Origin of the sequence: Streptomyces sp. NPDC093261, assembly GCF_044753645.1 — a bacterium.
In the GTDB taxonomy this organism is placed as follows: Bacteria; Actinomycetota; Actinomycetes; order Streptomycetales; family Streptomycetaceae; genus Streptomyces.
The window spans coordinates 15097-37851 of record NZ_JBIVNO010000037.1; the positions used below are offsets into that span (position 1 = coordinate 15097).

18 protein-coding genes are annotated in these 22755 nt (G+C 69.8%); 13 read left to right on the forward strand and 5 right to left on the reverse strand.

Translation table 11 applies throughout. The features are described from left to right. The first annotated feature begins 5 nt into the window (after positions 1 to 5). From ACIP94_RS37735 to ACIP94_RS37745, 3 genes are all read left to right on the forward strand, one after another. Positions 6 to 3779, forward strand: coding sequence for a trypsin-like peptidase domain-containing protein (locus tag ACIP94_RS37735; RefSeq protein WP_402436478.1), 3774 nt, complete (start codon positions 6 to 8; stop codon positions 3777 to 3779). Positions 3780 to 3915: 136 nt separating this feature from the next. Further along, positions 3916 to 4872, forward strand: coding sequence for a bifunctional riboflavin kinase/FAD synthetase (locus ACIP94_RS37740; protein ID WP_402436481.1), 957 nt, complete (start codon positions 3916 to 3918; stop codon positions 4870 to 4872). A gap of 95 nt (positions 4873 to 4967) precedes the next feature. After that, a complete protein-coding gene (locus ACIP94_RS37745; RefSeq protein WP_402436484.1) occupies positions 4968 to 5198 on the forward strand; it encodes a DUF397 domain-containing protein in 231 nt (76 codons plus the stop codon). A 177-nt stretch (positions 5199 to 5375) separates the two neighbouring features. On the opposite strand, the gene ACIP94_RS37750 is transcribed toward ACIP94_RS37745, so the two are convergent. From ACIP94_RS37750 to eccE, 3 genes are all read right to left on the reverse strand, one after another. Beyond that, positions 5376 to 8399 (reverse strand): SCO5717 family growth-regulating ATPase, encoded by a 3024-nt coding sequence (locus tag ACIP94_RS37750; protein ID WP_402436487.1) that lies wholly within the window; start codon positions 8397 to 8399, stop codon positions 5376 to 5378. A gap of 184 nt (positions 8400 to 8583) precedes the next feature. Further along, positions 8584 to 9426: a hypothetical protein gene (locus ACIP94_RS37755; protein WP_402436490.1), complete on the reverse strand. Its 843-nt coding sequence runs from the start codon at positions 9424 to 9426 to the stop codon at positions 8584 to 8586. After that, the gene (eccE, locus tag ACIP94_RS37760; protein ID WP_402436493.1) at positions 9426 to 10742 is read right to left on the reverse strand and encodes a type VII secretion protein EccE; all 1317 of its coding nucleotides are present in this window, start codon (positions 10740 to 10742) and stop codon (positions 9426 to 9428) included. The genes ACIP94_RS37755 and eccE overlap by 1 nt, the downstream gene beginning before the upstream one ends. A 351-nt stretch (positions 10743 to 11093) precedes the next feature. Here eccE and eccB point away from each other — a divergent pair, with 351 nt between their 5' ends. The 9 genes from eccB to ACIP94_RS37805 all read left to right on the forward strand — a co-directional run bounded on the left by eccB (position 11094) and on the right by ACIP94_RS37805 (position 20965). Further along, positions 11094 to 12674, forward strand: a complete 1581-nt coding sequence (gene eccB, locus ACIP94_RS37765; RefSeq protein ID WP_402436496.1) for a type VII secretion protein EccB — start codon at positions 11094 to 11096, stop codon at positions 12672 to 12674. A 207-nt stretch (positions 12675 to 12881) separates the two neighbouring features. Continuing rightward, positions 12882 to 13193, forward strand: a complete 312-nt coding sequence (locus ACIP94_RS37770; protein WP_311697200.1) for a WXG100 family type VII secretion target — start codon at positions 12882 to 12884, stop codon at positions 13191 to 13193. 82 nt (positions 13194 to 13275) lie between these two features. Next, positions 13276 to 13560, forward strand: a complete 285-nt coding sequence (locus ACIP94_RS37775; RefSeq protein ID WP_355921014.1) for a WXG100 family type VII secretion target — start codon at positions 13276 to 13278, stop codon at positions 13558 to 13560. A gap of 221 nt (positions 13561 to 13781) precedes the next feature. Continuing rightward, positions 13782 to 15068, forward strand: a complete 1287-nt coding sequence (mycP, locus tag ACIP94_RS37780) for a type VII secretion-associated serine protease mycosin (RefSeq protein WP_402436522.1) — start codon at positions 13782 to 13784, stop codon at positions 15066 to 15068. Between the two features lie 41 nt (positions 15069 to 15109). Further along, the gene (locus ACIP94_RS37785) at positions 15110 to 15460 is read left to right on the forward strand and encodes a hypothetical protein (protein WP_402436500.1); all 351 of its coding nucleotides are present in this window, start codon (positions 15110 to 15112) and stop codon (positions 15458 to 15460) included. A gap of 39 nt (positions 15461 to 15499) precedes the next feature. After that, on the forward strand, positions 15500 to 17062 hold the full coding sequence (locus ACIP94_RS37790; protein ID WP_402436503.1) for a hypothetical protein: 1563 nt from the start codon (positions 15500 to 15502) through the stop codon (positions 17060 to 17062). 119 nt (positions 17063 to 17181) lie between these two features. Continuing rightward, positions 17182 to 18507: a type VII secretion-associated serine protease mycosin gene (mycP, locus tag ACIP94_RS37795; RefSeq protein ID WP_402436506.1), complete on the forward strand. Its 1326-nt coding sequence runs from the start codon at positions 17182 to 17184 to the stop codon at positions 18505 to 18507. A gap of 166 nt (positions 18508 to 18673) precedes the next feature. Then, a complete protein-coding gene (mycP, locus tag ACIP94_RS37800) occupies positions 18674 to 19975 on the forward strand; it encodes a type VII secretion-associated serine protease mycosin (protein ID WP_402436509.1) in 1302 nt (433 codons plus the stop codon). A 399-nt stretch (positions 19976 to 20374) separates the two neighbouring features. Next, a complete protein-coding gene (locus ACIP94_RS37805) occupies positions 20375 to 20965 on the forward strand; it encodes a hypothetical protein (protein ID WP_402436512.1) in 591 nt (196 codons plus the stop codon). 7 nt (positions 20966 to 20972) lie between these two features. On the opposite strand, the gene ACIP94_RS37810 is transcribed toward ACIP94_RS37805, so the two are convergent. Next, the gene (locus ACIP94_RS37810) at positions 20973 to 21713 is read right to left on the reverse strand and encodes a hypothetical protein (RefSeq protein WP_402436514.1); all 741 of its coding nucleotides are present in this window, start codon (positions 21711 to 21713) and stop codon (positions 20973 to 20975) included. Positions 21714 to 21734: 21 nt separating this feature from the next. Continuing rightward, positions 21735 to 22052, reverse strand: a complete 318-nt coding sequence (locus ACIP94_RS37815; RefSeq protein ID WP_402436517.1) for a hypothetical protein — start codon at positions 22050 to 22052, stop codon at positions 21735 to 21737. 84 nt (positions 22053 to 22136) lie between these two features. Here ACIP94_RS37815 and ACIP94_RS37820 point away from each other — a divergent pair, with 84 nt between their 5' ends. Next, complete coding sequence (locus tag ACIP94_RS37820) at positions 22137 to 22535, forward strand: hypothetical protein (RefSeq protein ID WP_402436519.1); 399 nt, start codon at positions 22137 to 22139, stop codon at positions 22533 to 22535. The last annotated feature ends 220 nt before the right edge of the window (positions 22536 to 22755 follow it).

Here is a 22755-nt window from a genome sequence, read left to right on the forward strand (position 1 = left end):
CGAGCATGGCGGTACGAGGCCCTCGGACACCGGACGGCGCGATGGGGCACGGCACGGGTTCCGCCCTTGTACGGGTGTGCGACCTGGCCGGACGCCCCCGCGGCACCGGGTTCGCTATCGACCACCGAGGCACACTGATCACCAGCCACGAGGCCGTCGACGGACTGGCCCGCCTGGTGCTGCACGCGCCGGACGGACAGGTCTGCGAGGTGGACGCAGACGCGGTGACCCCGCTGCCGTATGCCGACCTCGCCCTCGTCCGCACCGAGGGGCTGGGCCTGGACCCGCTCCCCGTCACGGCCCGGGACCGGATCGAGGCCGGTGCGTACGTCAGGATCGCCGCGGGCGGCTGGCGCGAGGCCCGGGTGCTCGGCACGACCGCCGCCACCTACCGGGCCGCCGAGTGCTCCCGCCTCGTCGACGACACGCTGGAACTGGCGGTCGGCACGGCGGGCACCGAAGCGCTGCGCCCGGGCGGCGGGGCCGCCGGGGGACCGGTCCTCGACGCCGCCACCGGCGCCGTGCTGGCCGTCCTCGGCACCCGGCTGTACACCGAACACCGGGCCACGGGCTTCGCCGTACCGCTGCGGGGGCTCGGACAGCCGCTCGACGAGCTGCTCGACCGCAACGCGCGGACCGTCCCCGCCTACGGGGCGGACCTGAACCTCGCGGGAGTCCTGGACCTCACGGCGAGGGCCGCGGGAACGGGCAGCCCGCCCGACGACCGCGTCACCGTCCAACGCTCGCGCGTCATCGAGGAGTTCACGGCCTTCGAGCGAAGCGCGTCCGCCGTCCTGGCGCTGGTCGGCGCCCCCGGCAGCGGCCGTACGACGGAACTCGCCGCCCTGGCCGCACGGCGCGCCCGGGGCCCCGAGCCGGTCCCCGTGCTGTCGCTGCGCGGAGCGGACCTCAGGGAGACGGACACCTCCTTGGCCACCGCGGTGGCGCGGGTGCTGCACCGCGCGGCGGGCGGCGACGCTCCCGCAGCCGGATCGACGGCCGGAACGGCGTCAGTGGCCGGGGGCCCCGAGGGCGAGCCCGGCGGGATCCGGCCCGAGCACCTCGCGCGGGTCGCACGGGATGCAGGGCGCCCGTTGCTGCTGCTCCTCGACGGCCCCGAGGAGATGCCGGCCGGCCTTGCCCGCAGGCTCCCCGAGTGGACGCGGGAGACGGCCGCCTGGCTGCGCGGGACCGGCTCACGGCTGGTGATCGCCTGCGGACCGGAGTACTGGGAGGAGGCGGGGACGGAGTTCCCGCAGGAGTTGCTCCACCGAGGGCGCGCGGTGGAGCCGGAGGGGGACGTGCGTCACGCGATTCCGGCGCCGGACCATCTGCCTCCCTGTGTGACGCTCGGCGAGCTCACCGCGGCCGAGGCACGCGAGGCCCTGGCCCGCCATGGCATCCCCGAGGGCCTTCTCCAGGACTCCGACGCCCGGCACCCGCTCGTCCCGCGCCTGCTCGGGGAGGTGCGCGCCGCGCTTCCCGATGCGCCGGACGCGCAGGGCGCACCGGATGCGCCGTACGCCCGGAGTGTGCCGTACCCGCAGGACGTGCCGCACGCGCCGCTCGACCGTCACCAGGTCTTCTCCGCCCACCTCGATCTCGTCTGCCTGCGCATCGCGATCCGGCTCGCCGCCGAGAACGGGCTGCACGGCACGGCCGTACGCCGCCTCGCGGCCAAGGTCTCCGGGCAGGTCCACGAGGCCGCCCGCCGATGCCTCGGCTCCGGGCGGGGCGCCCTGGACGCGTCCGCCTTCGAAGCCGTCTTCCCCTGGGGGCCCGCGCCGGGACGACGGCTCGGCGGCACCGCGGGCTGGGCCTGCGCCGTGCTCGCCGAGGGCCTGATCCAGCCCGCGGGCCACGGCTACCGCTTCACCCACGAGGAACTCGCCGACTGGCTCCAGGGCGGACACCTCGACCTGGACGCCGCCCTGCACACCCTGGTGCACCGGAGCGTGCCCGGCACCGGAGAGCGCCCGGTGTCCTCCCTCGCCGCCACGGCCGCCGCACGCCGCCGCACCCGCCCCCTCCACCGGGCCGCCGCCGTGCCCCGCACCCGGCCCGTGCCGCGCCATCGCATCGGCCCGGTCGTCCAGGCACTGCTCCACCTCGCCCGCCGGGAGGGCCCGGCCGGACTCGCCCTGCGGCTGGAGGACCTGGTGCACGCGGTGGACGCGCTGCCGGCGCCCCGCTCCACCCCGCCGGACGACGACGCGATCTGGTGGGCCGCCCACCTCCTCGCCGGTACCCTCGTCCGGCTGCCCGACGCACGGCCCTACCTGCACGTCCTGCGCCTCCTCGCGGACCGCATCGTGCGATGGCGGGCCGAGGGGCGGCACGTCCCCCGCGCGTTCGCGCCCCGGTTCTGGACGGCGCTGCCGGTGCCGGAGTCCGAACGCCTCGACCTGCTCAGAAGGCTCGTGACAGCCGACGAGGCCCCGCGCGCGACCGCGCGCCGGCCCCTGCCCCCGGGCGCCGGTCCCGGCCGGGAGGGCGACCGGGGAGCGGACGTGCCCGGTGACGACGCCCCGCCCCGCTACCTGGACGCCGTCGCGCGCCTGCTCGCCGCCGACGCCGTCGCCGTACAACGCCGTCTCACCCGCTGGTTCGACGACGAGCGCCCGCTGCCCGCCACCCCGCAGGCGACCGTGGCCACCGCCGCACAGGCCCTGCTGTACGCCCACCGGCACCGCGCCCCCGACGACCTGCCCGAGGCGCTCGCCGACAGCGCGCACCGGCGCGGCGACGAACTGCTCGCCGTGCTCGCCGAGGAGGCGCCCTCGGCCCTGTGCCGGGCCGTCGGCCGGTGGGCCCACGACGAGCGGCCCGCCCGGCGGGTGGCGGCGATGGCGTACGGGCTGCGCGCCGCCCCGTACGCCCGCACCGAGGCCGACCGCGAGCTGCTGCGTCACGCCGCCGTCACCGTGCTCGCCCGCCCCGCCGACTGCGCGGTGCACGGCGGAGCCCTCGCGCTCCTCGTACGCGATCCCCGCACCCGCGCCCGGCACCTGCCGGCGGCCCTCGCGCGGTTCGCCGCCGCTGACCCCCAGCTCCCCCCGAACGCCCTGGTCACAGCCTTGACCACCCATCCGGAACCGGTACTCTCCGCGTTCCGCACCCGGCTGCGCAACTCCGGGCCCGACACCGCCGAGACCCTGCGTGCCCTCACCGACGCCACCACACCCGCCCTCGCCCGCCGGGTCGCAGCCCTGGTTCGCGAGGTCGCGGCACAGGGCCCGGAGCAGGGGAGCGCCGACGGCCCGGGGGCGGGCCGGAGCCTCGCGGAGCAGATCGCCGCCTATGTCGGCCGACGGCTCGACGACGGCCTCGCCGCCCGCGCCGTTCTGTTGCCGCTGGTCGCCGGACTGATCGACGGCGGACCGCCGAGGGTGCGCTCCGCGCTCGCCGCGGTCCTCGCCGCGCCCGGCGACGAGGAGTCGCGTCCCCTGCGCTACGAGCTGCTCGACCTGCTGCTCGCCCAGGAGCGGGACCCCGCCGTCCTCGACGCCCTGTTGCGGGCCGCCGCCGACGGGGCGCACCACGGCGGGGAGGCGCACGTCCGCCTGGTGGTCCACCGGACGGGCCTGTTGCTGGCCCGTACCCAGGAGGGCGCGGCCCGCCTCGACCGCGCTCTGCTCGATCTCGCCCGGCGGGTGCCGGGGTTCGCGCAGCTCGTCGCCCGCTGGCTCGCCGAGACCCCGGGGGAGTGGGCCGTCGTGGTCGGTCCCGGCACCCGCCGCATGATCGAGAGCCTCGCGTCCGTACGGGTTCCCGCCTGACCGGCCCCGGCGGGCCGGCCGCGCGTGCCGCCTGTCACAGCCACCATGCCGATGCGGGCCGAGAGCCCGTGGCATGGCACCCTTAGACCTGCGTACAAGGCAAACACGGACACGGGTTCGACGAGGAGCGGTCACAGTGCAGCGCTGGCGTGGCTTGGAGGACATCCCCGAGGACTGGGGGCGCAGCGTCGTCACCATCGGCTCCTACGACGGAGTCCACCGCGGACACCAGCTGATCATCCGGCATGCCGTGGAACGCGCCCGTGAGCTGGGCGTCCCCTCGGTGCTCGTCACCTTCGACCCGCACCCCAGCGAGGTCGTGCGCCCCGGCAGCCATCCGCCGCTGCTCGCCCCCCACCACCGCCGCGCCGAACTGTGCGCCGAGCTGGGCGTCGACGCGGTCCTGATCCTGCCGTTCACCACCGAGTTCTCCCGGCTCTCGCCCGCCGACTTCGTGGTCAAGGTCCTGGTCGACAAGTTGCACGCCAGGGCCGTGGTCGAGGGCCCCAACTTCCGCTTCGGCCACAAGGCCGCCGGGAACGTGGAGTTCCTGGCCGAGCAGGGCAAGACCTACGACTTCGAGGTCGACGTGGTGGACCTGTACGTGTCCGGCGAGGCGGGCGGCGGCGAGCCCTTCTCCTCCACCCTGACCCGGCGGCTGATCGCCGAGGGCGATGTGGAGGGCGCGAGCGAGATCCTCGGGCGCCCGCACCGGGTCGAGGGCGTGGTGGTGCGCGGCGCCCAGCGCGGCCGTGACCTCGGCTTCCCGACCGCCAACGTCGAGACGCTGCCGCACACCGCGATCCCCGCCGACGGCGTCTACGCCGGGTGGCTGCACGTCCAAGGCGAGGCGATGCCGGCCGCGATCTCCGTCGGCACGAACCCACAGTTCGACGGCACCGAGCGGACCGTGGAGGCGTACGCCATCGACCGGGTGGGCCTGGACCTGTACGGGCTGCATGTCGCCGTCGACTTCCTCGCGTTCGTCCGCGGCCAGGCCAGGTTCGAGTCGCTCGACGCCCTGCTGGAGCAGATGGCGCAGGACGTCAAGCGCTGCCGGGAGCTGATCGCGGCCGCCGAAGGCCGCGCCTGAACCCGTCCTGTCGGGATCGCTCGGCAAACTCCCCGCCACCGCGCTCGGTTGTAGAATCCTCGCTGTCCGTAAGGTCGGTGGAACGGAGTGAACCGGTGGCGACCGAGCAGGAGAAGGAAGCGCTGTACGCCATGGACATCAGTGGCGTCGAGTGGGTCGGCTCCACTGACGGTCCCCAGGACGAGCGGGTGGAGATCGCCTACCTGGAGGGCGGCGCCGTCGCGATGCGCAACTCCGCGGACCCCGACACGGTCCTGCGCTACACCGCGGCGGAGTGGCGGGCGTTCGTACTCGGGGCGCGCGACGGGGAGTTCGACCTGCGATAGCGACCCCCGGAACACCCGGAACACCCGAACACCTGGGACGCCCGGGACACTTGGGACGCCCGGGATGCGTGGGGACGTGTACGCGCGCGGCCGCGACGCACGCGGACGCCGGAGGGCCGGCACTGTGAGGGTGCCGGCCCTCCGGCGTTGCCGGCCGGTCCCCGACCGGCCGGTCCGTCACTGCTGTGTCCAGCCGGGCGGTACGGGACCCTGCTCGGGCTGCTCCTGCTGCGGCGGCTGCTGCGGTGCCGGAGGCTGCTGCCAGCCCTGGCCCGGTGCCGGAGGCTGCTGCCAGCCCTGACCGGGTGCCGGCGGCTGCTGCTGCCAGCCCTGACCGGGGGCGGGCTGCTGCTGCCAGCCCTGCCCCTGCTGGGGGGAGCCGCCGGGCCCGCCGTAGGGCTGCTGGGGCTGCTGGGGCTGCTGGGGCTGCTGCGGGGGCGCGTACCCCTGCGGGGGCTGCTGGAACTGGAGGTTCGGGTTGCCGAAGCCCTGCTGCGTACGGGCGATGTCCTCGGCGATGAGCGCGGCGAGATCGAAGTAGGCCTCGCGGGTCCTGGGACGCATCATGTTGAGGTCCACCTCCGCGCCCGCCGCGAGGTGTTCGTCGAAGGGCACCACGACGACACCGCGGCAGCGGGTCTCGAAGTGCGCGACGATGTCCTCGACCTTGATCATCTTGCCGGTCTCGCGGACACCGGAGATCACGGTGACCGACCGCTGGACCAGATCGGCGAATCCGTTCGCCGACAGCCAGTCGAGCGTGGTCGAGGCACTGCTCGCGCCGTCCACCGAGGGCGTGGAGATGATGATCAACTGGTCGGCCAGGTCCAGGACTCCGCGCATCGCGCTGTAGAGAAGACCGGTACCCGAGTCCGTGAGGATGATCGGGTACTGCCGGCCCAGCACCTCCAGCGCGCTGCGGTAGTCCTGGTCGTTGAAGGTGGTGGAGACCGCCGGGTCCACGTCGTTGGCGATGATCTCCAGACCCGAGGGCGCCTGCGAGGTGAAGCGGCGGATGTCCATGTAGCTGTTCAGCTGCGGAATCGCCTGCACCAGGTCGCGGATGGTGGCGCCCGTCTCGCGCCGCACCCGTCGGCCGAGGGTGCCGGCGTCCGGGTTGGCGTCGATCGCGAGGATCTTGTCCTGGCGCTCGGTGGCGAGCGTGGCGCCGAGCGACATGGTCGTCGTGGTCTTGCCCACGCCACCCTTGAGGCTGATCACCGCGATCCGGTAGCAGGACATCACCGGCGTACGGATCAGCCCCAGCTTCCGCTGGCGCTCGGCCTCCTCCTTCTTGGCGCCGAACTTGAACCGGGACGGGCCCGCGTTGTTCTTGCGGGCCTTGGGCTGGTGGCGCAGCAGCCGGTCCGAGGACAGCTCCACGGCGGCGTTGTAACCGAGCGGAGTGCCGGGCGCGGCCTGCTGCGGGGCACCGGGTCCGGCCTGGGGACCGACCGGGGCGGTCCAGCCCTGGTTGCCGTAGGCGGCGGGGGGCTGGTGGGGCGTCTGCTGCTGCGGCACGGTCTGGCCCGGAGGCTGCTGCTGGGGAGCGGCGGGGGGCGCGGGCTGCTGCGGCTGGGCGGGCAGCGGGTAGCCGTAGCCGGCCTGCTGGGGCGGATAGCCGTAGGCGACCGGTCCGGGCTGCTGCTGCGGCTGCTGCGGGGGCCCCGGCTGGGCGGGCGGCTGTTGAGGGTAGCCGTAGCCGGCGGCCTGCGGCTGGGGCGGCTGGGGCTGGGCGGGCGGCTGTTGAGGGTAGCCGTAGCCGGCGGCCTGCGGCTGCGGAGGCTGGGGCTGGGCGGGCTGGGGTGCCTGCCGGGGGTCGGCGGGCGGCGGTCCGCCCTGCGCCGGGAAGGCGGGCGGCTGGACCGGGCCGAACGAGCCCTGCGGGGGCACCTGATGCCCGGGCCGCGCGGGCGGCTGAGCGGGGCCGTATCCGGCGGCGCCGCCCTGTCCCGGCTGCCCGGCCTGCTGCGGCACTCCCGGACCCGGCTGCGCGGGCACATAGCCCTGCGGCAGCGGCGGGAGCTCGCTCTCCGGCTGGGGTGCCGCGGGGGGCTGCGCAGCGGGCGGCAGCTGTCCCTGCGCGGGGAGGGGGCCGGGAGCGGGGGGCGCCGGCTCTGCCGCTGCCGGTGCGTGCGCCTCCGCGTCCGTCCCGGCCGCTGCTTCGGGCTCTGCCTCCGCGGTCGCCGACGCGGCCCCGGGGCCGGTGCCGGCGTCGTCGGCCGTGTGGGCGTCGGGTTCCGCGACGGACCGGGCGTCCGCCGCCTCGGCGTCGTCCGCACCGGCCACGGACCCGGCGGAGTCACCCGCCTCCGCCGCGTCGCCGCGCTCCTCCTCCGGTTGCTCGTCGTCGGAGGAACCGCCGAACAGCCGCTCGGCCTCGGCGTCGGCGGCGGCATGGTTCAGCTCGGGCATCGGCTCCTCTGGGGTGGTCTGCCGGGGGACGCTCGGCGTGGGAGCGCCTGCCGCGGGGGCGGCGGCCCGGGGCGAATCCGCCTGGCCGTCTTCGTCGACCGGCCGCAGCACGGGGAAGCCGGGCGCGCCCGTCGGCTGAGCCGGCGTCTGCTGCTGCGGCTGTCCGTACCCGCCCGGCGCGCCCTGGCCCGGTTGGGGTGCCCCCGCACCCGCCTGCTGGGGGTAGCCGTAGCCGCCGGGCGTCACCGCGCTCGCGGCCGCCGGCGGGGTGCCCGGAGCGGAATGCTGCTGCGGAAACCCGTAGCCACCCGTTGCGTAGGGGTTCGCGCCGGGTGCGCCGAACGCGGGCTGCTGCGGTGCGCCCTGGGCATACGGCTGCGCCGGTGCGGGAGCCTGGGGGGCCGGCGCCTGCGGGGCAGGGGCCTGAGGCGGGGTGGCGGGCGGTGCGGGTGTCTGGGGCACGGGAGTCTGCGCGGCAGGAGCGGCCTGGTGCGCGGCGGCGTGCGGTGCGGGTGCCTGGGGCGGGGCGGCGTGCGGCGCGGGGCCGAGGCCGCCCGGCGGCCCGGTGGGCAGCCCGACGGCCGGCGCGACCGGCGGTCCGGGAGGCGGCGGCGCAGCCTGGTCGGGGTCCCGTGGCCCGCCGGCCGGGGAACCTCCTTGCGTGCTTTGGGCGTACCAGGCGGGAGGCGTGTAGACGATTTCGAACTCGCCGGTGAGGTCAACCTCTTGATCGTCCCCGTCCGAGGACGGGCTGCCGCCGTTGTACTCGGACCGATCGCTGTTCACTGCTTGCCTCCTGGTCAGCCACTGCTGCTGAGTTGGTCGTCGTCGCGGCCGGGCGGACCGAGTGGCGAGTCCCACGCGGCTGCGATCGTCACCGCATCACCAGAAGACTAATCACTCGTATCGCGGGAGGGAAAAGTGGCCGTGAGGGCGGCCGACCGGCACCGCACCCCGAGACGACAACGCGTCAGTCCATACGGCGGGCCACGCCGAGAAGGCCTGTCTCCGCGTCCGTGGGGTCGGTCATGACGAACTTGCGGTGCTTGCGGGTGCACCACAGGGCGACGCCGTCATAAAGGGTCGGCAGCGCCTGGAGATGCTCGTCCGGAATGCCCAGGGTGTCACGCACGATCTCCGTCTCCTGGGGCGAGATGCGCTGGATGCCGACCAGTTGGGCCTGGGCCAGCCAGCGCGGCGCGTGCTCGCTGACGAAGGGCAGCACCGTCACGACGGCCTGCCACGGCAGCGAGGTCACCCGTCCGCGCGGCGGACGAACGCCGCAGTCCCGGATCAGCACCACCGGGCTGGAGACCGAGGGACCCTGTGCGGGCACCCGTCCCACCGGATAGACCGTCACACACTGCTGGCCACCGCCCGCCGCCTGCGCCAACTGCTGCCACGCCTGCGGACGGCCGGTCTCGACACCCACGCGCGCCCCCGTCGCGGCCGCGCGCAGCGCCAGCACCTGGGCGAGCCAGAGGCCCCCCACGAGAACGACGTCGAAGGGCGTCGGACGGGACAGGCCGAGCACGGCCGGCTGCGACTCCGTGTCGGTGCCGATGATCACACCGTCGTCACCGATCGGCATGCTGATCGCGGCGAGCTCGTCGACGGTGACGACATGGCGGTTGCGGCGCGGTCCGCGCAGCCCGAAGCCCGGGCTGAAGACGCGCCGTTGCTCCAGCGGCGCCTGCGGCTGGGAGATGACCGGGATCATCCCGGTATCGGTGGGCGAGGCCACATGCGCCGGAGTGCGCGCGGCGGCCCGGCCGTGCTGCCCGGGTTCCATGGCCGTAGCGGGGTGGGACATCAGTACGTACCTCCGAGCGGCAACGTGGCGAGGGCTCCGGGGACCTGCTCCCGGTCCAGACGCACCAGACCGACCTTCGCGGCGCTCGCGGCCCGCTCCAACTCGCGGCCCACCTGGCCGAGTTCGCTGTCGCCGCGGGTGGTGATGCGGATGTGCCCGGTCAGGGAGACGCCCCGGCTGCCGGCCTTGCCCAGGGTCACGCTGAACGTCGTGGCGAGCACGGGAAGCGAGGTGAAGCGCGTGACCAGCTCGGGCAGCGACACGCCGCCGTCTCCCAACTGCGGCCAGCGGGAGAGCCAGTAGGTGGTGTGCCACCGGTCGTCGACACGCCAGCTGCGTACCGACTCGACCGTACGCCGCTGGGCCGGCCGCCCGTCCTGAGCGTGCTGCGCGTTGGCCCGCGGGTTCAGGCAGCTGGACGTCGCGAGCGCCTGCACCAGCTCGTTCTCGTCCAGGAGCGTCGCCTTGAAGCCGGCCCCGGCCAGCCGGCTCACAAGCTGGTCCGCCACCCGCAGCAGGGCGCGCTGCGCCCCCGGAACACCGTCACCCCGGGCCTGGACCGCCTCCGGGCACAGTTCCGGGTCGAGCTTGAGGGCGACCCACGTGAGCCGGAGCGCGGGGGAGCCGGCCTGCGCCTGCAGGGGACCGTAGGACCGTACGGCGACCGACTGCGGCGGCAGATGCGGCGCGGGCGCGGGCTGTGTGTGCTGCACGATCTGCGCGGACGCCAGACGGATGCCGTCGACCTCCAGCGCGTCGTGGACCAGGTGGATCGGCAGTTGCCGCCCGGCGGAGTCGGGACGCAGGGGCTGGTCCCCGGGCTGCACGAAGAGCACGGCGGTCAGGAAGGTGCCGTCCCCTATCATGCCGATCGAGCGGTCGTCACGGGACACGAAGCGGTACGTCCGCAGGGCCGGGTCGCACTCCACGGCGGGGGCGAGCATCGGGTCCGTCCCCGGCGGGACGGGCAGCTTGGCCCCGCGCTGACGGCGCCTCAGCGCGCGCCGCGTCTCGTACCACTCGGGCAGCGGCCGGTGTCCCCGGCGCAGGACCGCCATCATCAGCAGCAGCGCCGCCACAGCGCCGGCCGGAGCCAGCAGCCAGGGGGCGTCGGCGGCCCAGGCGACCAGCATGACCGCCGCCGCCAGTTCCACCAGGACGAGCTGCGGCAGCCGCACCGGGCCCATACCGCCCGGGCTGGGCAGCATGCGCGGCGACGCGGCGGCGGAGGCCGGAGCCGGCACGCGTCTGCGGTCCGGACCGTCCTGTTGCTGCTGTGCGCGGCCTCCGCGCCGAGTGCTCGTAGCGCTGGTCATCCCCCGGGACATCCCTTTCGCGAAATAGTGGCCGTTCGTCGGCGGAGATCCTCTGTGGACATCCCGGCGACGGGCCTGGGGCACCGATGGCCCACCTCATGCATGCGCGTGGCTCACGGTACCCGCTGATGAACGCGGGGCGACACAGGGGACACCGCAACCCCCACGCGGCCAGCCTGTCATGGACCGGCCCCGCATGGTGGTGCGCTGTGTGAGGCTCTGTGAAGATGCGGGGGCGGCGGGGCACCTGATGAACCGTCGCCCCATGGCGCAGTGCGATAGTAAATGCCTGCTCGGCCGCAGCGGCCCTCTGAGCACACAGAGCATCACAAAACGGGAGACACGGGGACCATGGCAAAGCGTCGGGACGAGCTCGCCGCCTACACGTTCGCTCGCAAGCGCACCGTCGCGGCGTTCCTGGCACCATCGCCGGGAGGCTCCGACGAAGGCGCGCCGCGCCCCATGCAGACGGTGATGCCCAGCCTGGCGATGGGCGTCGTGCTGGTCGTGGGCTTCATCGCCTGGGGCGTGATCAAGCCGTCGGCCCCGCCCGGCTGGGACACGCCCGGTGAGTACATCATCGTCGACAGCGACTCCACGACGCGCTACGTCGTCCTCAACGACAAGGGGGCGAACGGCAAGGCGACCCCGACGCTCCACCCCGTCCTCAACTACGCCTCCGCCAAGCTGCTCCTCGACAAGGACAAGGGCAGCGTCATCGAGGTCCCGGGCAAGGAGATCGACAAGAGCGGCATCCCGCACGGCGCGACCCTCGGCATCCCCTACGCTCCCGACCGGCTGCCCGCGAAGGAGGACGCGGAGAAGGCGAAGACCTGGGCGGTGTGCGAGCGTCCGGCCCCCGGATCGCCCGACGCCATCGACCGCGCCGTCTTCGTCCTCGACGCGGGCGACGCGAAGGCGCTCGCGAACTCCGGGAAGGTGGATGCCGGCGAGGCCCTGTACGTCGTGGACTCCAAGACCAAGCAGGAATACCTGGTGGACGGCAAGGGCAACGCCTTCCTGCTGGGCGGCCCCTCCGGCCTGGACAGCACCACCATGGAGCAGTTGCGCGCCGCCGTCATCGGCACCACGGCCCGGCCGCAGCCGGTCAGCGAGCAGTGGCTGCACACCCTCAACGAGGGTGGGGTCATCACCTTCCCGAGGATTCCGCAGGCAGGCCGGCCGACCTCGGTCAAGGGCCTGCCCCAGGAGGCGGGGACGGTGGGCCGGGTGCTCAAGGCCCAGGACGCGCAGGGCACGCAGTACTACGTCGTCCTCCAGGACCGGGTCGCCACCATCACGCCCTTCGTGGCCAACCTGCTCAAGAACTCGCCCTCCGCCAAGCTCGCGTACGGGACCGACGCCATCACCGACATCAAGGTCGGCACCCCGGACATCATCGCCGCCAACGGCGGTCAGGCGGACACCTTCTACGCGGACAAGGGCTGGCCCCAGACCGTTCCGCGGCAGGCCAACACCGCGGCCACGGCGACCGATCAGGCCCGCACCACCTCGTGCAGCGTCTACAACGGCACCATCGGCGAGAACAGGAAGCCGCAGCTGGCCGCCTGGGCCGGCACGGCGTACCCCAAGAAGGTCGTCGCCGATTCGCTGAGCGCCTATGTCTCCTCCGGCTCGGGCCTCCTCTTCCAGGAGGTCACCGGTACGGCAGCGGGCGGCGGTGCCACCTATCTGCTGACCGACACGGGCCTGCGCTACTCGCTCCCGTCGAACAACGACAGTTCAACCGGCACGTCACCCTCTTCCGCCTCCCCGGCCTCAGGCGACGCGAGCGAGACGGACAAGGCACGCACCCGCCTGGGCTACGAGAAGGTCTCCAGCCCCGCCGTCGTGCCGCAGTCCTGGGCGACGTTCATCCCCAAGGGGCCGACGCTGGACACCGGTAGCGCGGCGCAGCCGCAGGCCCAGTAGCCGCCCAACGGGCGCCCCAGGCAACCGACTTGAGGCACCGATCACGGAATCGTCGCTCAAGTGTGTGAGCCGTGTAACTGATTGGCCTTGCCTGTGGATGAGTGACGGGCGGACGATAGAGTGTTTGCAGCACTCAAAGCTGCGAAGCTTTTCCGGGCGCCTGGTGCAGGCTTCCCGGATCAACGACGACATGGGGGAAGGTTCATCATGGCCGGCCAGTTCCGGGTAACAGAGGACGAACTGACCAAGCTCTCCGGCGACATCAACACCGCGAACGGTCAGATCCAGGGAGAGATCCGCCGTCTGAACGGCGTCATCGACCAGATCGCGGGCGGCTGGCAGGGTCAGGCGGCCCAGTCCTACCGCCAGTTGCAGGAGCGCTGGAACGCGGACGCGAAGAGGATGAGCGACATCCTCAACGACATCAAGGAAGCCGTGGACTCCACGCGGAGCAACTACTCCGCCTCGGAAGAGCAGCAGAACTCGGAGATCAGCAAGATCATGTCCGACTTCGGCTGATCCAGCCGTTTCGGACCCGAGTTCTCACCGCTTTTCCCGGCTTTCCATCGATTTCCTTCGACTCTCCCTGAAAGGGAACGCGATGTCGATTCTCGTCAACTACGCAACCATCACCAACGCGTCCACGGACGTGCGCTCGACCGCCGGCCGCATCAAGCAGCAGCTCGACGACCTCGAGGCCGCGGTCAAGCGCGTCGCCAGCACCTGGGAAGGCGAGGCGCAGGAGGGCTACCAGCGCAAGCAGCGCGAGTGGGACCAGACCGCCGCCGACCTGCACGCCACCCTGCTGAAGATCTCCGCAGCGCTCCAGAGCGCGGCCGAGAACTACCAGGCCACGGAGAAGAGCAACGCCTCGACCTGGGGCTGAGCCGTCGGCGGCCCGAGGGACGCGACATGAGGGACATCGGCCCAGCCGACGCCACGGCGTCCGCTGGGCCGACCCCGTCTCCGAGGCCGCCGGCAACAACAACCGCACAACAACTCTGCGCCGCCAAGGTATTGACGCTACGTCACACTCATGGGCGCATCTTCACACACACCGACATGACCCAGCTTCGAAGGAAGCAAGCAAGCCCTGGGGGCCTGAACATGGGGGGCCTGACAGCCCGTTCGCGTAGCCGCGACAGTGGAACCCGCACACTGCGGTGGGCCTTCGGCGTGCTCGCGGCCACGGGAATCTGCCTCGCATCGGTCCCGCCGGCAGGGGCCGCCCCGGTGCCGGCGACGCCCACCCGCCTCGCCGACTCCGGGAGCTCCGAGTGCGTCTTCGGCGGCAGCGTCATCAAGTCCACGCCCTGGTCCCTCCAGCGCATCCTGCTGGACCAACTGCGCGGACAGGCGACGGGCGAGGGCGTCACGGTCGCGGTGATCGACACCGGCGTCGACGACTCCAATCCCCAGTTGAGGGGTGCCATGGCCCCCGGCGGGGGAGACTTCGTCGGCCACACGGACGGCACCCAGGACGACGAGGGCCACGGCACCCGGGTGGCGGGCATCATCGCCGCCCGCCCGCTGAAGGGCACCGGCTTCGCGGGCATCGCACCCGATGCCAAGATCCTCTCCTTCCGCTACACGGGCGCGCAGGAGAAGCAGGGCAACTCGAAGACGATGTCCCAGGCGATCAGCGCAGCGGTGACCAAGGGCGCGAAGATCATCAACATCTCCTCGGACACCGCGGACAAGCAGGACAACACGGAACTGCGCAACGCCGTCGCGGCCGCCGTGCACGCGGGCGCCCTGATCGTGGCGGCCGCCGGCAACGACGGAGCCGACGGCAAGTCCGCCGACACCTACCCCGCCTCGTACCCGGGCGTCCTGGCGGTGGCAGCCTCCGACCGCAACGACGAACGCGCCTTCTTCTCGCAGGCAGGCGACTTCGTGGACGTCGCGGCACCGGGTGTCGGCATGGTCTCCACCGTGCCGAAGGGCGGCCAGTGCACGGCCGACGGCACGAGCTTCGCGGCCCCTTACGTCGCGGGCGTCGCGGCCCTGCTCAGGCAGAAACACCCGAACTGGACGGCGGCTCAGATCGCCACCCGCATCGAGCAAACCGCCCAACGCCCGGGCCGCGGCCCCAACCGCTACACCGGCTGGGGCGTCGTCGACCCGGTCGCCGCCCTGTCGGACGACTCCACACCGGCCACCTCCCCCCAACCGGACCCGCCCGCCGCGGCCCACTCGGGAGGGGCCGTCCCGATGGCCGTAACGATGGGGGAGAGCGAAACGGACCGCGAACGCCGGGTCGCCATCTACGTCCTGGGCGTGACCCTGCTCCTGGTCCTGGTGATCGCGGGCAGCGGCGTCGCGGTACGGGACTGGCGCCACAGGCGGACCGACCAAGCCGGCCGGGCCGGCCGGGCTGAACTGTCGAGCTAGACAAGACTCGGATTTGGAAACAGGGGAGAGGACAACGGGGTATGAGCGACGGAATGCGGGTCGATCTGAGCGCGCTGGACGAGGTCATCCGCAAGCTCTGGGGGCTGCTGGACGACATGGACAAGGCCGGCACCACGTCGAAGTACGACACAGAGATCCCGATGGATGCTTTCGGTCAGTCGTGCTGGTTCGCCGAGGCCAGGGACTTGCACGGGGCTCAGGGCGACATGAAGACCAAGATCGAAGGAATCATCAAGCAACTGCACGAGTTGATAGACGACTTCAGCACCAAGACCTCGAAGGTCCGAGACAAGTACAACGACAAGGAACATGAGATCAAGCGGAGCGTGGGGGACGACTCGGGTGGCTCCAAGAAGGGCCAGCTGGCCTAGTGGTCATTTTCCGGAACAGAACTGACGAGGGAGTTCGCTGTGGCCGACGCTAGAGGAGACTACGAAGCCAGCCAGCAGTACGCGCAACACCAGGAGAAGGAGAGGAAGGCACAAGAGCAGAAGGACCACGACCGCCTCATCGAGTCGGACAAGGTCGCACACCAGGGGCATGGCGGACGCCCCACGGGCCTCAAGACGGACTTCATGTCCTACTCGATCAACGGCCTGCGCAAGATGATCCTGGACTCGAACCCCGGCAAGATCGCGGAGGTTGGCGGTCACTGGAAGAAGGTCCACGAGATCCTCTCCGGCGGTGACGGGGACGGCAAGACCGGCGGTGTGGACACGCAGCCGGCCAAGGGCAGCATCGCCGGCCTGCTCCAGACGGCCGTCGACAACGTCCTCGAGCACTGGGAAGGCCAGGCGGCAGAAGCCTTCCGGAGCAGAGCGAGCGACATCGGCGGCCAGATCCGCAACGGATCCGCGCACGCCAACTTCATGGCGGAGCAGCTCTTCGCGATCAGCAAGGACCTCGACGCCTCCAAGGCAAAGATGGAGGAGATCAAGGAACCCTCCCTGGCTGAACGCGCGAGCGACAAGCTCAACGATGACGGGCGGAACGACGCCCAGATGAAGAAGGACCTGGCGGCAGGCGTCAGCGCGGACACCGTCGCCAAGGCGGACGAGAAGAACCTATCCCTCACCAAGGAGCGGCAGCTGCAGGCCGTTGCGGTGATGGAGAATCTGGCGGCCAACTACCAGGTCTATACGAAGAACCTCGGTGACAACTCGTGGCAGAACCATAGAGAAGGCGTCACGCCACCGAGGCACGACGGCACGATGCCTCCCCCAATTACGCCCCCCAGCGTCTCTCCGGCGCGACCGGGTGCAGGGCGAGCGTCCAATAGGCCGTGGAGCGCGGGTCCCGCAACCAGCATCAAGCCAGCTCCCGCGGTTCCGAGTAACCGGGGCATCCCGGGAGGCCTTTCGGCTTCTCAAGAACGGGGCATCCCGGGAGGCTCGGAGCTTCCAAGTGTTAAGACGAAGGTGGACGACATCTCGCCACTCCCGACCCCGGGTTCCGGCCCGGGAACCGGAGGATTCGGAGGCGGCCGTGGCGTCGGCGGCATCGGCACAGGTGGAGTCCAGACCCCGGACATCGTGGCTCCTGGTGGAGCATCCAACCTCGGACGCGGCGGTATCGGCTTTGCCGGTGGCCGCGGCGGTTTGACTAGCGGCGGCGCGGCAGGTCGTGGCATCGGCGGTCGGCCCGGTATGGGCGGCATGGGCTCCGGTGGGGCGGGTGCCGCTGGCCGAGGTGGTGCGGGCCTCGGCGGCCGTGGAGCCCTCGCGCGGGCGCGAGGCGGTGTCGTGGGCGCGGCAAAGGGAGTCACCGGTAAGGGCGGTGGAGGCGCGGGCCTCCACGGCAGCCGCGGCGGATCCCAGCGAGGCGCCATGGCGGGCGGGGCTGGCGGTCGCAACGGCCGACGGTCCGAAGAAGAGAACACCGGGAACGAGCGTCCCGATTACCTGGTCGAGGACGAAGAGACCTGGATCTCGGAAGAGGACCTCAACCGCAACGTACCGCGGACGATCGAGTAGGCAACCAAGCGGGGTGGGCGGAGAGCCAGTGTCTGCCCACCTAGGCTGGCGTAGTCGGCCGTAGCTGAGTGAGGAGCAAGCAATTGGGTTTCAAACAAGTGTCCTCCGCGACGGGAGTCGTGGCGCTGACAGGAGCCTTGCTCCTCACTTCAGCCTCTACTGCCTCAGCGGATTACATCCGCGACAAGCAGTGGGTCATAGGTGTTATGAACTTCCAGAAGGTCTGGTCAGAGTCGCAGGGGCAGGGCGTCACAGTTGCAGTCGTCGACACGGGTGTAGACGCCAGCAACCCCGATCTGGTTGGCCAGGTTCTGCAGGGCAAGAATGTAACTGGAAGTGACGAAGACCCGCACCGTGACACCAACGGCCATGGTACTGGCATGGCGAGTATCATCGCTGGCCACGGGCACGGGGAGGGGAGCACTTCGGGTGTTATTGGCTTGGCACCGAAGGCCAAAATTCTCCCAATTAAGGCTGGAGATAACAGCGAAGACGTAGATGAGCACTGGCCGGCCGGTGTTCGCTATGCAGTGGATCACGGCGCCTCGGTGATCAACCTGTCGTTCAAGGACTCGCTTGCTCGTCCTGGTTCGGATGGAGCCAAGGCAATCGAGTACGCGCAGCAGCGAGACGTTGTCGTCGTGGCGTCTACCGGCAACGATGGAAGTGCCGAAGTAGATTATCCGGGAAAGCTGCCAGGCGTGGTGGCCGTAGGTGCAATTGACCAGTCTCTGAAACTCTGGGATAATTCGAACTATGGTGCAGGCGTTACACTCACTGCTCCCGGTGTCAAAATCGTGGAAGCCGACCCTTCACAGCCCAGTGGCTATTCAGAGGGAACAGGAACTTCTGACGCCGCCGCGTACGTCTCCGCCACCGCAGCCCTCGTCCGAGCCAAATATCCCAACCTTACCGCAGGCCAGGTCATCAACCGCCTGATCAAGTCGGCAACCTTCCTTGACCACGATGCCAAGGAAACACCCGACGAGGAATTCGGATACGGGATCATCCGCCCGTACAAGGCGCTGACGATGAACATCCCCGCCGGCCCCAAGGAGGGTCCCCTGGCCCAAGCCTCGCAGTCCACGTCGACGAACTCCGACTCACCATCGAAGGACAGCGACAGCACGGATAAGGCGAACAAAAAGAAAAGTTCATCTGCTGGCGGCATCCTCCTTATCGGTGGCATCGCAGCTGTCATGGTCGTGGCCGCTGCTGCCTTCGCTGTAATCCGCAGCCGCCGCAAGGGCCGTGGCAACGGACTTGGTTCGGGCGGCGGAGTCGCCCCCCAGGGCACGGGCTATCCGCCGCAGCACCCCACGCACTCGGCCGCCCACCAGTCGTACCCCAGCACGGCTCCTAACCGGGGATACGGCACTCCGCTGGGACAGGCTCCGCAGCACCCCAACCCCTATCCCCAACAACCCCCATATGACGGGCAGTAGGAGTAGGTGCCTCGGGGGGTGGGCGCGCTCTGCACGCCCTCCTCAGCGCCCCGAACCGATCACCCGCGCGCGGCTCGCCTGTATGAAGACCCCTGGTGGAACCAGTCGTAGTTGAGTGAGGAGCAGGGAAGTGGATTTCAAGCGAGTCTCGTCTACGACGGGAGTCGTGACGTTGACAGGAGCTTTGTTCCTCACAACGGCCTCAACCGCCTCAGCGGACTACGTTAGAGATCAACAATGGGCCTTGAACGTCTTCTCGGCCAAGGACGTTGGGGCTCAATCTCAGGGAGATGGTATTACCGTCGCAGTCGTCGACTCCGGAGTGGATGGCGGGCATCCCGATCTGAGTGGTCAGGTCCTGAAGGGTAAAGACTTCACCGGTGGCAGGAATGCCCAAAAAGACCTCGTCGGTCATGGAACAAAGATGGCGAGCATTATTGCTGGCCACGGTCACGGCGCGGGTAATTCCTCTGGCGTGATGGGGCTCGCGCCGAAGGCGAAAATTCTGCCTTTGCGTACCCTTCAGACGAGGACGGACAGGAACCTGGATGAAACTTGGGGTGCTGCAGTTCGATATGCAGTGGATCAGGGTGCGAAAGTTATCAATCTTTCCTTCTCTAATGATGGCGGAAAGACTCTAAATGCTGGTCGTGAGGCGATCGCGTATGCGGAAGCTCACGATGTTGTAGTGGTCGCATCCACAGGCAATGACGGATCTTCCGTAAATGAGCCGGCTGCGCTGCCGGGTGTGGTGGCTGTCGGTGCTGTGGACAAAAATGCGAACCTCTGGGCAGACTCAAACACTGGAAAACAGGTAGTGCTTACTGCCCCTGGTGTCGACATTGTTGGTGCAAATCCGACAAAGCCCAACGGATATGGCGTGGGTACCGGCACTTCGGAGGCCACAGCTTTTGTATCTGCCGCTGCCGCTCTGGTTCGCGCAAAATACCCCGAGCTCAGTGCCGGCCAAGTCATCAACCGCTTGATCAAGTCGGCCACCTTCGCGAATCACAGGGGTGGGAAAGCGCCTGACGAAGAATACGGTTACGGGATCGTTCGGCCGTATTCGGCACTCACGATGAATATCCCCACTGGACCCAGGGGAAACCCGCTCGGTCAACTCGATGCGTCCAGCTCCACTTCCGCCGACGGATCTAGAGGGACGAGCACTTCGACCCAGGCCGAAAAGAAGAATTCCTCTTCCGGCGCCATCCTCGTCGTCGTTGGCGGTATCGCAGTCGTCGTGGTGATCGGTGCGATCGCCCTCGTGGTAATGCGAAACCGCCGCAACGGTGGTAACAGCGGCCCCGGTTCCAGCAGGAGCGTCTCGTCCCTGGGCATGGGGCACCCGAGTGCTCAGCAGTCTTACCCCAATGGAGCTCCCGACCAGGGATACCCCGCTCCTCCGGGACAGTTCCCGCAGCAGCCGGACCCCTACGCCAAACAGCCCCCGCACCAGGGGCAGTAGGAGTCCGGTGCCTAGCGGGACGGGTGCATTCCAGAGATGCCGAGTCTTCACCTCTTGACCGCTTTCTCCTGCGGACCACTCGAGGTACCGGAGCCACCTTGCACGTGATCGAGCCGCACATGACGTCCCACGGCAGAGATCGATGAGGCCCCCCGCCTCTCGAGGATGCCAGCTTGGCGCCGTCGGCCGCGGTCGACGACAGTCGGTGTGTCCGGCGCCGAACTCCAGGTTCAGGATGAGCGGTTACTCCTGAGCCGAGGATCTCGGTCGACATCCTGGTTTACTGGGGCAATATGAAGAAGTCCGATACGGTCGACGCGCGTGTGGAGCCGTCGTCGTGGGACGGCTTGGGTATGACCGCGAGCTGGTTGAGAAGTATGACCTGGGAAAGGGCACGTAGTGAGGCAGCCTGAATTGACGCCGCTCGCATCATCTGCATCGCTCCCTGAGCCCGGCATCATGGGCCGAGGTCTGGGAGGGCTGTTCTTCGTTCTCGCCCTCGCGATCTTCGGGTTCAGCCTCTACAACGCGGCTCATGCGGCTGGCGTCGCCGGCACCCACGGCACTCTGACCGTCGAGCGTTGTTGGGTCAAACAAGGTAGCCGCAGCTCCAGTGACACCACGGTGTGCGGAGGTACCTTCCGGTCCGACGACGGCAAGATCACCGACGACGAGGCGAGCATCCGGGCGAAAGTGAAGTCGGGTAGCAAGGTTTCCGTGCAGCAGGCCGGCGGCTCTTACGTGCGGGTCGGCTTCGGCGAGACGACCCGATGGATCGCGCTGTTTTTCCTCGGCTGGCTCGTCGTGGCATTCGGCATGTCATTCGTCGCTACAGGCAGGTTCCCCCGCAGCGGTATGCAGGTAGCCATGATCACCCGGGCGGTATCGGGTACCCGGGTAGGCGCGGTGCGAAAGTGGTTTGTCGGCGTAGGTCTCGCCGGTTCTGGCGTCTGCCTCCTACTGACGCTGCTAGCCTGGCTATTGAGCTAATGGGCGGCTACACCGCAGGATTGTCGTAGCTCTGCCCCGGCTCAGGAAAACTCTGCAGAGCGACGCTGATCCTGCCGACCACCAACCCAGCAGCCGCTGTCGCCGTATCCACAGCGTTCTGGGCGGCACTGTAGGCTTCAGTTGCCCGCCCCCAAGTCTTGATCATTTCGGCGATTTCCAGAGCAGCCGCCGCATAGCCCATAACGGCTCCCACACCAGTCTCGGCCAACAGTGTGCCGGCGCTGAGCTCGACCTCCGCGATGATTGCCTCATCCGCTAGTTGCTCAAGCAAGCCCTTGATGAGATCGGCGGCCCTGGCCACTGCCAGACCGACTTCCTTGTAAGCGCCCTGAAGTTCCTTCAAGTCGCCTTCCAAGGAGCCGATCTTCTTCGCCAATTCGTCAAAGTAGACATAAGCGGCGTCGGCCGCGTTGCCGTTCCATGTCGCATCCAGCTCCCTGTTGCCGGACCTCAGATTCGCAGCTATGTCCTTGGTGAACGCTCCCGTGTTGGCCCACATCTCGCCGCACTTCACGTACGACTCCCAGTCGCCGGTGAACCAAGCGATGGCCTCTTCCAAGGGATTGAATCCGAAGACGAACTGAATTGTCGCCAGTGCCCACTCGCTGGGGCTGAGGAAGTCGCTTACCGTGCTGACGGTGTCACCGACAATTCCCTTGGAGAATTCATCAGGCGTGCTGGGTGCTTTGAGATGGCCGACGGGCTCGACAGTGTCTGCGAAACTCATGCGAGTGAGGTCTCCAGTGGGTTAGCGCTTGCTCGACGGGTACGTTCCGTCCAGCTTGGATGCCTGGTCCCGATCGGTTGCCCGATAGTACGCTGCGGATTTCGACAGCTCTTTGGCGCTGGCGACCAGGAGGGCGTGGAGCCGGGCGACCACGTCATTGACCCCATCCATCGCCTGGGAGTGCATGCCGGTCGCCCACATGAACAGCCCCTGCCCGGTGAGGGCACCCATGTCGCCGTACTTCTTGATGTACTGCTGCGCCTGGTTCATGTCTTCAGCCGCACGCCCCACCTGGCGGCTGTATCCATCAAGGTCTTCCGGCCTAACCTCGAACGTCATCCCTCGCCCCGTCATCGCACGGCCGCTCCGTAATCGTCGGCTACTCTAGCGCCGTCCGGAAACCCTTCGCGAGGAGCAGCGCGCATGGACGAACACCAGGTCGGTGACGAGGAGTTCCTCGACATCGCCAAGGATCCTGCTCGAGCCCGGGCCTTGCGCAAGTCGCTGCAGAGGCTGGCTGACAGCAAGGACGAAACCCTGCGGGAGATGGCCCGCGAAGTCCTCGCTGGCCGGGTCGGGCTGCGTCAGGCGGTGCGGACCAGAGCCTACCGGGAAGCGTTGCAGGAGAAGGCCGGGATGGGGATGCGCGCCTACGAGCGGATGAACGCTGAAGAGCGCAGCGCTGCAGAAGCTCAAGGCCTGATGCAACTGGACGCGTACCAAAAGGAGATCGACCAGGAGCGAGTCGAACGGCGGGTGGAGCGGGGGAGGGGCAAGAGAGGCACGTCGGCGCCGCACGAAGCCCGTGGCAGGGAGCTGTAAGCATGAGGGCGCCAGGGGAGCCGTGATCCGTACGTGAGTCGAAGACCTCCTCATCGATATCTGCCTGTTGCCGAGGTGCATGCAGCAAGCCGCGCCGCGGGCGCCGGCTGGTGCGGCGGGGCCACGGACCTTCCCCCGTGATGGTGGACACGCGTTCGTGTGTCATGCGGCCAGCGTGAGCTTAGCCGTGTGGTGTCGGTGTTCGTATTCGTTGGGGCTG